This window comes from Hydrogenophaga sp. (assembly GCF_035481345.1).
Taxonomy (GTDB): Bacteria; Pseudomonadota; Gammaproteobacteria; order Burkholderiales; family Burkholderiaceae_C; genus Hydrogenophaga.
On the sequence record NZ_DATIGV010000218.1, the window covers coordinates 15,505 to 28,616 of the forward strand.

A 13,112-nucleotide genomic window follows, 5' to 3' on the forward strand; every position below is an offset into this window, starting at 1 on the left:
TGCGGTGGACATGAATCGACCCCTTGACGCCAGCGCCCCGAGCGCCAATGGCGATGCACCGGCCGGCCGAGGGCTGCGGCTGTGGGCACGCGCGCTGCGCGTGCTGTTGTGGCTGCTGGCGGGCCTGTGGGGCGTGTTCATCCTGTCCTGGCTCGTTTTGCAGGCGTGGATTGTGCCAAGGATCGAAACCTGGCGCCCCGACCTGCAACGCTGGGCCACACAAGCGGTCGGGATACCCGTGAGCATCGGCGCCATCCGCGCCATCGAGGGCCCGAAACTGGCCGGCGTGCTGCCGCCGCTGGTGCCCTCCTTCGAACTCATCGACGTGCGCCTGCACGATGCGAACGGCCGCAGCGCCCTGCAACTGCCACTGGTGCGCGGCGCGGTCTCGGTGCAATCGCTCTGGCACGGCGGCTTCGAGCAATTGCTGATCGAAAACCCCAGCCTGGATGTGCGGCGGCGGGCGGACGGCCGCATCGAGATCGCGGGCATCGACGTCTCGGGCGACGGCGGCGGCAACCACGCCGCGGCCGACTGGTTCTTCGACCAGCCCGAGCTCGTGGTGCGCGGCGGCACCGTGCGCTGGATCGACGAGCGCCGCCAGCAGCCACCCGTGCTGCTGCGCGAACTGGACTTCGTTGCGCGCAACGGCGCGCGCACGCACGAGCTGCGCCTGGACGCCACGCCCGAACCCGAGTGGGGCGAGCGCTTCAGCCTGCGCGCGCGCCTGCGCGAACCGCTGCTGCAACTGCCGCTGGACTCGCTGGCCGCGCAAGCACCCTGGGAAGACTGGAGTGGCGAGCTCTACGCCGAGTTTGCGCGCGCCGACGTCTCGCGCCTGCAGGCCCACGTGGACCTGAGCGACTGGGGCGCGAGCCTGCGCAGTGGCGAGGGTGCGCTGCGCGCCTGGGCGCGCGTGCAGCAAGGCCAGGTGCAAGGCCTCACGCTGGACATGGCCCTGCAGGACGTCGACCTGCAGCTCGCGCCCGATCTGCCCGACCTGGCCCTGGCGCAGGCGCGGGGCCGGCTGGAGGCGCAGTGGTCCGACCGCGGCATGAGCCTCGGCTCGAACGACCTCTCCTTCACCACGCGCGAGGGCCTGGATTGGGCGGGCGCCAGCGTGCGCGTGGAGCACACGCTGGCGCGCGAGCGCCAGGGCGCGCGCACCGCGGTGCAGGCGCAGGCCGTGGACCTGCAGACCGTGGCGGCCATCGCCGAGCGGCTGCCCCTGCCCGCGAATGCGCGCGACTGGCTCGCGCGCCTGCAGCCGCGCGGGCGGCTGGAGACCATCGACCTGGTCTGGCAGGCACGTGGCAGCGGGCCGATGGCCGACCACGTGGTGGCGCGAGCCAAGGGCCGCGTGAGCGCACTGGCCCTGGCCGGTGAACCCAGCGGCCAACGCTCCCGCAGTGGCCGCTTTCCCTTGCCGGGGCGACCGGGGGTGGAAGGCGCCAACGTCGATTTCGAACTCGACCAGAACGGCGGCCAGGCCACCGTGGCCGTGCGCCAGGGCGCCGTGCTGCTGCCCGACGTGTTCGAGGACCCGCGCCTCGCCCTCGACCGCCTCGACGCGCGTGTGCGCTGGCAGGTCAAGGGCGAGAGCGTCAACGTCGAACTCGACCAGGCCTCGCTGGCGAACGAACACGCCGAGGGCACGGTTCGCGCGACCTGGCGCACGGGCGACCCCGCCGCCCAGCCCGCCCAGCCCCGCCTGCCGGGTGTGCTGGACCTCACCGCCCAGCTCACGCGCGCCGATGGCACGGCGGTGCACCGCTACCTGCCGCTGGTCGTGCCCGACAGCGCGCGACGCTATGTGCGCGAGGCCGCGCTCGCGGGGGGCTCGCGCCAGACGAACTTTCGCATCCAGGGGGCGGTGGACGACATCCCCTTCGACGAGCCGCACCACGGCCCCGGCACCTTCCGCATCGAGGCCGCGCTGGAGGGCGTGGACTTCGACTACCTGCCCGCCTTCCTGCAGGAGCCGGGCGAGGCGCGCTGGCCGGGCATTCGACGGGCCAGCGCGCGCTTCGTGCTCGACCGGGGGGCCGTCCACATCAGCGAGGTGCGGGGCGGGCTGGACGGCGCGCCCGGAGTGGCGCTCGATCAGGGCAGCGTCGACATCGAGGGCCTGTCGCACGACACGCGCGTGCGGGTGCGCGCCCACGGCAAGGGTCCCGCGGCCGAGCTGCTCGGTTTCGTTCAGCGCTCGCCGGTCAATGCCTTTACCCAGGGCGCGCTGGCCTCGGCCAGCGCCAGCGGACCGGGCGAGACCACGCTGCAGATCGAGCTGCCGCTGAAACACCCGCAGGACGCCCAGGTGAGCGGCAGCGTCAAGCTCGACGGCACCGACCTGCGGCTCGCGCCGGGCGCGCCCCTCCTGGCGCGCACGCGCGGCAGCCTCAGCTTCACGCAGGAGGGCTTTGCCTTCACCGGTGCGCGCAGCCAGATGCTGGGTGGCGAGGCGGTCTTCGACGGCAGCTTGCGCCCGGACGCCCAGGGCCGCTCCGTGGCCCAGTTCCGCGGCGGCGGCACGGCGAGCGCGGCGGGCCTGCGCGAGGCCGCAACCGGGCCGCTGACGGCACTGCTGGCGCAGGCCAGCGGCAGCGCGCGCTACAACGCCAGCCTGGTGTTTCGAGGTGGCGCACCCGAGCTGCGCATCGACAGCACGCTGCAGGGCATGGCCCTCAACCTGCCGGTGCCGCTGGCCAAGCCGGCCGAGGCCGCCTGGCCGCTGCGCGTCGAAACCAGCACGCTCGCGCAGCACAACGACAGGGCCACCAGCGACCGGCTCAGTGTGCAACTCGGCCCGGCGGCCCAACCGCTGGTGGAGGCGGTTGTCGAGCGCGACCTTCGCGGCGACAGCGCGCGCCTGTTGCGAGGCAGCGTCGCCGTGGGCCTGCCGGCGGGTGAGCGCGCCACCCTGCCCGCCCAGGGCCTGCACGCCCAGGTGCGCGTGGGCGAACTCGACCTCGACGCCTGGCAGGCGCTGCTGGGCCCCGCGGGCGCGGACACCGTGACCGCTGCCGTCGGCCAAGGCCTGTTACAGACCGTCTCCTTGCGCGCCGATGCGGTGCTCACCGGCGGGCGGCGCTTCCACCGGGTGGTGGTGGGCGCCTCGCGCGAAGGCGCCGTCTGGCGCGCCAACGTCGACGCCGACGAGCTCAATGGCTACGTCGAATTCCGCCCGGCGGGCACGGGCGGTGCCGGCAGCCTCTACGCGCGGCTGGCGCGCCTGACGCTCTCGCCCGCGGCGCCGCGCGAGGCCGAGGCCCTGCTGCAGCAGCCCAGCAGCGTGCCCGCGCTCGACGTGGCGGTGGAGGACCTGCAGTGGGACGGCCGCTCGCTCGGCCGCGTGGAAATCGACGCCGTCAACCGCGGCGGGCCCACGCGCGTGGGCGAATGGCGGCTCAACACCCTGCGCGCCACCCTGCCCGAGGCCCGGCTCAGTGCCTCGGGCAACTGGGCACCCCTCGGTGGCGGCGAAGGCGGCCAGCGACGCACCGCCTTGCAGTTCCGCCTGGACGTGGACGACAGCGGCGCGCTGCTGAACCGCTTTGGCAAGGAAGGCCTGGTGCGTGGCGGCAAGGGACGGCTCGAGGGCCAGATCGGCTGGATCGGTACGCCCTTCGGCATTCACTACCCGACGCTGGCCGGCAACCTGAAACTGGACGTGGCCCGCGGCCAGTTCCTCAAGGCCGACCCCGGCGCGGGCCGCCTGCTCGGCGTGCTCAGCCTGCAGGCCCTGCCGCGCCGCCTCGCGCTCGATTTCCGCGACGTGTTCTCCGAGGGCTTCGCCTTCGACTTCGTGCGCGGCGACGCGCGCATCGACCAAGGCGTGATCCACAGCAACAACCTGCAGATGAAGGGCGTGAACGCCGCGGTGCTGATGGAGGGCACGGCCGACCTCGCGCGCGAGACCCAGGACCTCAAGGTGGTGGTGGTGCCCGAACTCAATGCCGGCACGGCCTCGCTCATCGCCACCGCCATCAACCCGGCGGTGGGCCTGGGCACCTTCCTCGCGCAGTTCCTGCTGCGCCAGCCGCTGCAGAGCGCGGCCACGCAGGAATTCCGCGTCAGCGGCGGCTGGGCCGACCCGCAGGTGGAGAAGGTGGCGCGCCCGACCCCACCGCCCACGCCGGGCACCACCCTGCAGTAAGCTCGACGGCCTGCCCCCCGGGGTGTCGCTCCGGGTCGATCGCACACCCCTTTCCGCACGCTCCCTTTCCGCCGGAGGAATGACCGCATGAAAGTCGCCGCCATCCAGATGGTCTCGGGCATCAGCCTGGACGCCAACCTCAGCGAAGCCCTGCGCCTGCTGCGCCAGGCCGCCGCCGCCGGGGCCGAACTCGCGGTGCTGCCCGAGTACTTCTGCTTCATGGGCGCCAAGGACGAAGACAAGCTCGTCATCGCCGAGACCGAGGGCCTGGGCCGCGTGCAGGACTTCCTGGCCGACGCCGCGCGCGACCTGAAGATGTGCATCGTGGGCGGCACCCTGCCCATGGCCACCGCCGACCCGTCGCACGCCGCCAACGCCTCGCTCACGTTCGACGCCAAGGGCCACCGCCTCAGCCGCTACGACAAGATCCACCTGTTCCGCTACGACAACGGCCGCGAGCGCTACGACGAAGCCGCCGTGCTGCAGGCGGGCGACACGCCCACCCACTTCGAACTGCGCGACCGAGACGGCCAGAACTGGCGCATCGGCCAGAGCGTGTGCTACGACCTGCGCTTCGCCGAGCTCTACCGCATGCTCGCGGCCGACGTGCTGCTGGTGCCCGCCGCCTTCACCTACACCACCGGCTCGGCGCACTGGGAGGTGCTGCTGCGCGCCCGCGCCATCGAGAACCAGGCCTTCGTCATCGCCAGCGCGCAAGGCGGCGTGCACGAGAACGGCCGCCGCACCTGGGGCCACAGCATGGTCATCGACCCCTGGGGCCAGGTGATGGCCCTGCACGCCGAAGGCCCGGGCGTGGCGTTGGCCGACATCGACATGGCGCGCATTCGCCAGGTGCGCGAGCAACTCCCTTGCCTGGAGCACCGCGTTCTCTGCTGAACGCGCCGCCGTTCCCGTGAGCCGCGCGCCGAAAGCCCCCCGCTGGCCCCTGTGGGGCGCGTTGCTGCTGCTGGTGGGCGCGCTGCTGGCGGTGCTGGTCTTCCTGGCCGCCGAGTACGAGGTGGGGCGCGACCAGGCCGCGCTCGACCAGGACGCCACCACCGTGGTCGGCGAGATCCGCAGCGCCCTGCTGCGCAACGTGCAGACGCTGCAATCCCTCAACGCCTTCTCGCCCACGCCCGCGAGCTGGGACGCGCCCGCGGCCGAGCTGCTCGCGCAGCGGCGCGAGCTCGTGCGGCTCGAATGGCGCGATACCGACATGCGCGTGCTCGCGCAGCGCCTCTCGGCCTACCGGCCCGACGTGTTCGACCTGCTGCCGCGCGGCCAGGCCCTGCCCGAGGTGCGCCAAGCCTGCGACGCCGCGCTGCGCCTGTCGGGCCCGGCGTACTCCGCCAGCTACTTCTGGCCCAAGCGCGACGGCCGCGGCCTGGAGGTGATGGAGTTGTGCCTGCCCCTGAGCGAGGCCGGCGAGTCGCGCGGCTTCCTCATCGCCACCTACTCGCTGCCCGCCATGCTGGCCGAGCTCACCGACGCGGCCTCGCTGCGCGGGCGCGGCCTGAGCTTCGTGGAGAGCGATGGCGCGCGCCTGGCCGTGCACAGCGTGGTGCCCGTGCAGCGGCGCACCCTCAGCGCGCACGCCCTGCTGGACCTGCCCGGCCACACCCTGCTGCTGCAACTGGAGAGCCCGCGGCGCGCGCTGGGCCTGTTCCCCAACGTGCTCACCGGCGTGGTGGGCGCGCTGTCGCTGGCGCTGCTGGCCGTGCTCGTCCTGCTGGCGCGCGACATGCGCCGGCGCCAGCACGCCGAGCAGCGCGCGGCCGACGCGCTGGCCTTTCGCAAGGCCATGGAGGACTCGCTCGTCACCGGCCTGCGCGCGCGCGACATGACCGGGCGCATCACCTACGTCAACCCCGCCTTCTGCCAGATGGTGGGCCTGACGGCCGAGCAGCTCGTGGGCAGCGGCATGCCCGCGCCCTGGTGGCCGCCCGAACTGGTGGACGAGTACCAGCAGCGCCAGGCCGTGCGACTGGCCGGGCAGATCCTGCCGCGCGAGGGCTACGAATCCGTGTTCCAGCGCAGCGACGGCACGCGCTTTCCGGTGCTCATCATCGAGGCCCCGCTGATCGACGCGCAGGGCGTGCAGACGGGCTACATGAGCGCCATCATCGACCTCACCGAGCAGCGCCGCATCGAGGAGCTCAACCGCGCCTCGCAGGACAAGCTGCAGGCCACCGCGCGCCTGGCCACCGTGGGCGAGATGGCCTCGCTCATCAGCCACGAACTCAACCAGCCGCTGGCGGCCATCGCCAGCTACGCCAGCGGCACGCTCAACCTGCTGCAACGCGGTGAAGACCGGGGCGACGACAGCGTGGGCGGCGACATCGAGCGTGCCATCCGCCGCATCGGCGAACAGGCCGAGCGCGCGGGCCGCGTGATCCGTGGCGTGGCCGACTTCGTGCGCCGGCGCGACCAGGTGCGCGAGGCGGTGGAGCCGCGCCTGCTCATCGAGGGCATTTCCACGCTGCTCACGCTGCAGGCCAAGAAGCGCGGCATCCGCTTGCAGGTCGACATCGCGCCTGGCACGCCGCGCGTGTGGTGCGACCGCACCATGGTCGAGCAGGTGCTGCTCAACCTCGCGCGCAACGGCATGCAGGCCATGCCGCTGGGCGACCCGGGCACCGCCAGCGGCCTGCGCGTGCTGCACATCGCCATGGCGCCGGTGATGGGCGAGGCCGGCGAACCGAGCGAAGGGCGCTGCGCGCGCTGGGTGCGCGTGGACGTGACCGACCACGGCCAGGGCCTGCCGCCCGAGGTGGCCGAGCGCCTGTTCACGCCCTTCTTCACCACCAAGGCCGAGGGCATGGGCCTGGGCCTGAGCCTGTGCCGCACGGTGGTGGAGCAGCACGGCGGCGCGCTGGACTTCGAGCCCGCGCAGCCGCGTGGCACGCGCTTCTCGTTCACCCTGCCCGTGGCCGAGGCGCAGGCGGGGCGCCCGCTGGAGGCCCAGGCCGCGCTCCTATGATCCGCGCATGACCGAATTTCCCGACGCGAAGATCTACCTCGTGGACGACGACGTCGGCGTGCGCGAGGCCCTGGCCTGGCTGCTGCGCACGCGCCGCCTGATCAGCGACGGCTTCGACAGCGCCGAGGACTTCCTGGCCGGCGCCGCCATTGCGCGGCAGGAGCCCGACGTGCCCTGCTGCGTGCTGCTGGACGTGCGCATGACCGGCATGAGCGGCCTGGCCCTGTTCGAGAAGCTGCGCCTGCTGCCCTGGCAGGCGGCCATGCCCATCATCTTCCTGTCGGGCCACGCCGACGTGGCCACCGCCGTGGCCGCGGTCAAGCGCGGCGCCTTCGACTTCTGCGAGAAGCCGTTCTCGGACAACGCCCTGGTCGATCGCGTCGAGCAGGCGCTGCGCCAGTCGGCCGCGCAACTGGCCGAGCGCGCCGTGCAGCGTGAACTGCAGCAGCGCCTGGACAGCCTGACCGAGCGCGAACGCGACGTGATGAACCTGGTGGTGGCCGGCCTGCCCAACAAGCTGGTGGCCGACCAGTTGCAGATCAGCGTGCGCACGGTGGAAGTGCACCGCTCGCGCGTGTTCGACAAGATGGGCGTGAAGTCCGCCGTCGAACTGGCGAACCGGCTGCGCGATGCCTGAGCCGGGGGCGGGAACGATCAGCGCGCCGGCGGGTCCTGTTCCGGGGCCTTGTGCTTGTCGCGCTCGGCTTGCTCGGGCAGTTCGCCCTTGCGGCGGCCGGAGAACATGGTCCACCACACGATGAACACCAACAGGAGCAGCGCGCCCAGCGCTTCGAGCAGCAAGAGAGTCATGGCGGACGGAATCGACGGAACTGGCGGATGGAACAGGCTGGCGCGGTGGGCCGTGGCGGCGGGCATTGTAGGCAGCCTGGCGGCCTGCGCGGTGGGCCCACGGGTGGTGCTGGAGCCGGCACCGGAAGTTCCCGCGCCCGAAGCGGCGATGGGCCCGGCGGCCAAGCAGCACAGCAAGAGCCGCTGGGTGCCCGTGGCCTGGAACGCCCTGCCCGGCTGGGGCCAGGACGGCCTGCACGAGGCCTGGAACGCGCTGATCCAGGGCTGCGACCGGCCGGCGCCGGGCTTCGAGGCCGTGTGCGCCGAGGCGCGCCCGCTGGCCTTCGCCGACGCGACGCGCCAGCAGGCCTGGATGCAGGAGCGCCTGCAGCCTTACCGCGTGCTCGAGGCCGACGGGCGTGAGCCCGAGGGCCTGCTCACCGGCTACTACGAGCCCATCATGGACGCCACGCGCGAGCCCACGGCGACCAACCGCGTGCCGCTGCACGCGGTGCCGGCCGGCTTGGCGGCGGGCCAGCGCTGGTACTCGCGCCAGCAGATCGACACCCTGCCCGAGGCGCAGGCCGCGCTGCGCGGGCGCGCCATCGCCTGGCTGGCCGATCCGATCGACGCGCTGATCCTGCAGATCCAGGGCTCGGGGCGCGTGAACATCACCGAGCCCGACGGCCGGGTGCGCCAGGTGCGCCTGGCCTTCGCCGCACACAACGGGCACACCTACCAGAGCGTGGGCCGCTGGCTGATGGACCAGGGCGCGATCCGCGAGGCCTCGTGGGATTCCATCAAGGCCTGGGCGCGGCAGAACCCTGAGCGCCTGAACGAGATGTTGTGGAGCAATCCGCGCACGGTGTTTTTCAAGGAGGAGTCGCTGACGCCGCTGGCCGCAGCCTTCGGCCCGCGCGGCGCGCAGGGCGTGCCGCTCACGCCCGGGCGCTCCATCGCGGTCGATCCGCAGAGCATTCCCTACGGCACGCCGGTGTGGCTGGCCACGCAGGGGCCCGCGCTGGCCACCAACCGCCTGGTGCTGGCGCAGGACACGGGCGGCGCCATCCTGGGTGCGGTGCGCGCCGATCTCTTCACGGGCTGGGGCGGCTGGAACGACGAGGCCTACCGGCAGGCGGCCACGCTCAAGCAACCGCTGCGCTTGTGGGTGTTGTGGCCGCGGTGAGCGGTGTGAGCATGCGCCGTCAACGCGACATCGCCAGCCGCCCTGACCACCACCGGCCCAACAGGGAAGGCCGGGCCGCCGCCGCCTCGGGCGGCTCGCCATCCTGCGGCGCCACATTGTTCAGCACCGCGTTCGGCCGCTCGACCACCAGCCGGCGAGCCTCCACCTCGCCCACCAGGCGCCGCGCCACCGCCAGCCCTTCCGTCAGCCGCGGCAGGCGCCGCCCGGTGGTGTGCGCGTCGGTGGCCAACAGGTGCGTGTGGCCTTCGCCGATGAAGCGCTCGCCCCAGTAACGGGCACGCTTGCCGAAGACACCCGTCAGCGCCCCCGCCGTCACCTGCATCCACGCGCCCTGCTCGATCAGCCGCAGGAACACCGGGTAGTGCCCCTCCACCCAGGACAGCCGCTCCGGGTGCGTCACGATGGGCGTGTAGCCCGCCACGATCAGCTCGAACACCTGGTCCTCCAGCCGGGGCGGCGGCGTGGTGTGCGAGGGCTCCAGCAGAAAGTAGCGCGAGCCGTTCAGCGTCGGCACCCGCCCGCTGCGAAGGCCCTCGATCAGGCCCGGCACCAGGTGCACGTCCGCCCCCACCACCAACTTCAACGGGATGCCCTGGCGGTCGAGTTCCACCTGCAGGGCATCCCGCGCGCGTGCGATGCCCGGGCCGTCGTTCATGTACATGCCCGGGTAGATGTGCGGCGTGCAGGCCAGGGTGTGGATGCCGTCGGCCACGGCGATGCGCGCCATCGCCAGCGAATCCTCCAGCGTCTTCGCCCCGTCGTCGATGCCCGGCAGGATGTGGCAGTGCAGGTCGATCATGGCGGTCGGGCCTCGCGCCCGGCGCTGTCCGGCGCCGAGGCCGCCGGATGCGCGGCGCGCGCGCCCTCGTCGTCCCTCGGGTCCATGAGCAGGTAGGCGCCCGCCAGCAAGGCGGCGCCCATGCCCAGCAACACCAGCCGCGCGCGGGCGGACCACCCCCCCGTGGGCGGCGGCGTGCGCGGCAGCGAAGGCCGGGGAACCAGGGGCGCGGCCAGCAAGGGCCGCGGGCGCGCGGGCGCGCCGACCCGGGCGGCCCAGCGCAGGTGCGCCGGTGCCCTCAGCGCGGCGGCGCATTCGGCCCGCTTCTCGGGCGAAGCCAGCAGGTCCTTGGCCAGGTTGACGCGCATGGCCGCGTCGGCGGGCCAGCTTTCGCCGGCGGCGGCGAAGTCGGGGTGCGTCAGGCGGATCATCAGCCGGTAGTGCTCGCGCAACTGCGCCGGCTCGAATTCCGGGTGCAGGCCCAACAGGGTGAAGGGGTCGGCACCCGGGCGCAGCATCACCGTGCGCACGAAGAAGCGCGCCGCGCGGCGCAGCCCGGGCGCATGCGTGGCGGCGGCGGGCAGGTCCTCCACCGGGCGGTCGCTGGCCAGCAGCATCACGCGGTGAATGTGCTCGAACAGCGGGCGCGGCTCACGCAGCGCCACGGGGTAACGCCCCGGGGACCGCTCGAACTCCAGCAGCGTGAGCAGCAGGCGTCTCCATTCGGGTGGGCTCAGGCTCATCGTGTGGTGATGCCGCTCTCAGGTTGCCGAGTAGGGGTCCAGCGTGGGATCGATGCGCCCGCCGCCGGCCGGCAGCGGCACGGGGCCTGGCGCCGGTTCGGGCCGGGCGGCGGGCGGCGGCGCCGGTCGTTCGCCGGCCGCGTAGCCGTGGCCGTAGTAGGCCGCGTAGGCGTAGTCGCTGGTGTGTTCGTTGAGCGCGTGCGTGAACACCACGCCCATGGGCGCCAGGCCCGCGTTGCGCAGGCGGCGCAGGGCGTCCTTGATGCTCTCCCGGCGCGTGCCGCCGGCCTTGATGGCCAGCACGATGTTCTGGATCTGGTTGCCCAGCACGATCGCGTCGGCGATGCCCAGCAGCGGCGGGCCGTCGATCACGATCTGCTCGTAACCCAGGGCCTGCGCCTTGTCCAGCAACTGGCCCAGGCGGGGGCCCGCCAGCAGTTCCACCGGGTTGGGCGGCACCGGGCCGGCGGTGATCAGGGCCAGCTTGTCGACCGAGGTGTGCCGCACCGAGGCGTCGAGGTCGCGGTCCCCACTCAGCAGGTTGGACAGACCCCGGTCGTTGGTCACGCCCAGCATCTTGTGCAGGCCGCCCTTGCGCATGTCGGCGTCGATCAACAGCACCTGCTGGCCCAACTGGGCGAAGTTGATCGCCAGCGCGAGCGCCGTGGTGCTCTTGCCCTCGCTCTTGCCGCAGCTCGTCACCATGAAACGCTGCGGCGCACCGTCGGCCGTGCTGAACTGCAGCGCCGTGCGCATGGAGCGGTAGGACTCGGCGAAGGTGCTGCGCGGCTCGTGGTGGGCCAGCAGGGCCACGGCCTCCTTGCGGCCCCGCTCGGGCCGGGTGAAGGGAATCAGGCCCAGCAGGGGCAACTGGTAGCGGGCCTCGATGTCGTTGGCGTTCTTCACCGAATCGTCCATCTGCTCGCGCAGCAGGGCGGCCAGCATGCCCAGGAACAGGCCCAGCACCACGCCCAGGCCGAGGTTGAGCTTGATGTTGGGGTTGGCCGGGAACAGCGGCGGCGAGGCCTCGTCGACGATGCTCACGTTGTTGGCGGTGATGCCCGCCATCACGTTCACTTCCTTCAGGCGCTGCAGCAGGCTGTCGTACACCTGCCGGTTGGTGTCGAGCTCGCGGCTCAGCAGGTTCATGTCGACGCTGCGGTCCTGCACGCTGAGCACCTCGCTGCGGCTGCCGGCCACCTTGCTGCGCAACCGGTCCTCGGTCCGCTTGGCGGCGACGTACTGGCCCTCGATGCTGGAGAGGATGTTGTTCACCTCGGTCTTGATGCGCGCGTCCAGCTCGGCGATCTGGGCGCGCGCCGCCACCATGGCGGGGTACTCCGGCTTGAAGGTGGAGCGGTTCTTCGCGTAGTCGGCCTCCAGGCGGGCGCGCTGCTCCTTGTAGGCGCGAATGGCCTCGTTGGTCACCGCCTGCGGCGCGCTCTCGGGGTTGAGCTTCACCTGGTTGTAGAGCGTCTCGGCCCGGATGCGGTCCTGCTCGGCCTTGGCCAGCGCGGTGGAGAAGTCCACGAAGGTCTGGATGGCGGCGCTGCCCTTGTCGCCCAGGTTCAGGATCTCGTTCTTCTTGGCGTAGGCGTTGATGACCCGCTCGCTCTCTTCCAGCTTGGCCTTGGTCTGGCGGATCTGTTCCTCCAGGTACTGGCGCGCGTAGATCGACGAGTGCAGCTTGCGCTCGATGTTGGTGGCGATGAAGGCCCGGGACATCGCGTTGGCGATGGTGGCGGCCATTTGCGGGTCGGGGTTGAGCACCTGGATCTGCACCAGGCGCGAGTTGCGGATGGGCTCCACGCTGAGCGACTCCTGGAAGCGCGCGACCGTGGCCGCGCGGCTGAGCGTGCCGTCCTCGTCGGGCGCCGGGGAGGCGAGCAGGGCGTGCAGCCGGCTCCATGCGTCGCCCAGGAAGGCCATCGTGCGCTCGACCGGTCCGACGCCGCCGGCCCAGGCGGGCGCGTCAACGTCGGCCTGCGCGGCCGGCGCGGCGGCTCGGGCCGGCGCGTCGGGCTTGTACAGGCCCAGTTCGTCGATCACCCGCTCGGCCAGGCTGCGGCTCTTCATCAGTTCGATCTGCGTGCGCAACTGGAGCTGGTCGGCCAGCGGGCCTTCGTCCACCTCGACCTCGGCGTTGAAGCCCACCACCTTCTGCGCCGCGCGGTCGATCTGCAGCAGCGCCGAGCTCTTGTACTGCGGCGTGATCTGCAGCGTGTACACGCCGGCCGCCAGCGTGCACAGGGCGGTGACGGTCGCGATGATCCGCTTGCGCCGCACCAGGGCGCGCCAGATCGTCTTGAGGTCGATGCGTTCTTCCGCCCGCGCCCCGGCCTCGACCTGGGTCGCCATCAGCTCGGACAGGGCGGCCTCGCGGCGCAAGGCGAGTGCGCCGAGGCCGCTGGCGGGCCCGGGGCCGGCGGGCAGCGGGTGTTGGTCATTGGTAGCCATGG

Annotated in this window: 9 protein-coding genes; 5 read left to right on the forward strand and 4 right to left on the reverse strand. The window is 72.5% G+C overall.

Features of this window, described 5'->3' with window-relative positions; all coding sequences use genetic code 11:
- Nucleotides 1-10: 10 nt before the first annotated feature.
- The 4 genes from VLG41_RS22580 (at nt 11) to VLG41_RS22595 (ending at nt 7,773) form a co-directional block, all read left to right on the forward strand.
- Nucleotides 11-4,156 (forward strand): YhdP family protein, encoded by a 4,146-nt coding sequence (locus tag VLG41_RS22580; RefSeq protein ID WP_325351626.1) that lies wholly within the window; start codon nt 11-13, stop codon nt 4,154-4,156.
- An 87-nt stretch (nt 4,157-4,243) separates the two neighbouring features.
- Complete coding sequence (locus tag VLG41_RS22585) at nt 4,244-5,053, forward strand: carbon-nitrogen hydrolase family protein (protein WP_325351627.1); 810 nt, start codon at nt 4,244-4,246, stop codon at nt 5,051-5,053.
- Between the two features lie 16 nt (nt 5,054-5,069).
- Nucleotides 5,070-7,136: a two-component system sensor histidine kinase NtrB gene (locus VLG41_RS22590; protein WP_325351628.1), complete on the forward strand. Its 2,067-nt coding sequence runs from the start codon at nt 5,070-5,072 to the stop codon at nt 7,134-7,136.
- A gap of 7 nt (nt 7,137-7,143) precedes the next feature.
- Nucleotides 7,144-7,773 (forward strand): response regulator transcription factor, encoded by a 630-nt coding sequence (locus VLG41_RS22595; protein WP_325351629.1) that lies wholly within the window; start codon nt 7,144-7,146, stop codon nt 7,771-7,773.
- Between the two features lie 17 nt (nt 7,774-7,790).
- Here VLG41_RS22595 and VLG41_RS22600 read toward each other — a convergent pair whose 3' ends face one another.
- Nucleotides 7,791-7,946: a hypothetical protein gene (locus tag VLG41_RS22600; RefSeq protein WP_325351630.1), complete on the reverse strand. Its 156-nt coding sequence runs from the start codon at nt 7,944-7,946 to the stop codon at nt 7,791-7,793.
- Between VLG41_RS22600 and VLG41_RS22605 the strand changes: the two genes are divergently transcribed.
- Nucleotides 7,879-9,111, forward strand: coding sequence for a murein transglycosylase A (locus tag VLG41_RS22605; RefSeq protein ID WP_325351631.1), 1,233 nt, complete (start codon nt 7,879-7,881; stop codon nt 9,109-9,111). The genes VLG41_RS22600 and VLG41_RS22605 overlap by 68 nt on opposite strands.
- A 19-nt stretch (nt 9,112-9,130) precedes the next feature.
- Here VLG41_RS22605 and VLG41_RS22610 read toward each other — a convergent pair whose 3' ends face one another.
- The 3 genes from VLG41_RS22610 to VLG41_RS22620 are packed head-to-tail and all read right to left on the reverse strand — an operon-like array spanning nt 9,131 to nt 13,110.
- Complete coding sequence (locus VLG41_RS22610; protein WP_325351632.1) at nt 9,131-9,931, reverse strand: tyrosine-protein phosphatase; 801 nt, start codon at nt 9,929-9,931, stop codon at nt 9,131-9,133.
- On the reverse strand, nt 9,928-10,653 hold the full coding sequence (locus VLG41_RS22615) for a J domain-containing protein (protein WP_325351633.1): 726 nt from the start codon (nt 10,651-10,653) through the stop codon (nt 9,928-9,930). The genes VLG41_RS22610 and VLG41_RS22615 overlap by 4 nt, the downstream gene beginning before the upstream one ends.
- A gap of 18 nt (nt 10,654-10,671) precedes the next feature.
- Nucleotides 10,672-13,110, reverse strand: a complete 2,439-nt coding sequence (locus VLG41_RS22620; protein WP_325351634.1) for a GumC family protein — start codon at nt 13,108-13,110, stop codon at nt 10,672-10,674.
- Nucleotides 13,111-13,112: the final 2 nt, after the last annotated feature.

What these genes read in the sequence shown, in the direction of transcription:
- VLG41_RS22615 (WP_325351633.1), bottom strand. Translation starts at nt 10,653, where the DNA reads ATGAGCCTGAGCCCACCCGAATGGAGACGCCTGCTGCTCACGCTGCTG.
- VLG41_RS22610 (WP_325351632.1), bottom strand. Translation starts at nt 9,931, where the DNA reads ATGATCGACCTGCACTGCCACATCCTGCCGGGCATCGACGACGGGGCG.
- VLG41_RS22605 (WP_325351631.1), top strand. Translation starts at nt 7,879, where the DNA reads ATGGTCCACCACACGATGAACACCAACAGGAGCAGCGCGCCCAGCGCT.
- VLG41_RS22595 (WP_325351629.1), top strand. Translation starts at nt 7,144, where the DNA reads ATGACCGAATTTCCCGACGCGAAGATCTACCTCGTGGACGACGACGTC.
- VLG41_RS22600 (WP_325351630.1), bottom strand. Translation starts at nt 7,946, where the DNA reads ATGACTCTCTTGCTGCTCGAAGCGCTGGGCGCGCTGCTCCTGTTGGTG.
- VLG41_RS22620 (WP_325351634.1), bottom strand. Translation starts at nt 13,110, where the DNA reads ATGGCTACCAATGACCAACACCCGCTGCCCGCCGGCCCCGGGCCCGCC.
- VLG41_RS22580 (WP_325351626.1), top strand. Translation starts at nt 11, where the DNA reads ATGAATCGACCCCTTGACGCCAGCGCCCCGAGCGCCAATGGCGATGCA.
- VLG41_RS22585 (WP_325351627.1), top strand. Translation starts at nt 4,244, where the DNA reads ATGAAAGTCGCCGCCATCCAGATGGTCTCGGGCATCAGCCTGGACGCC.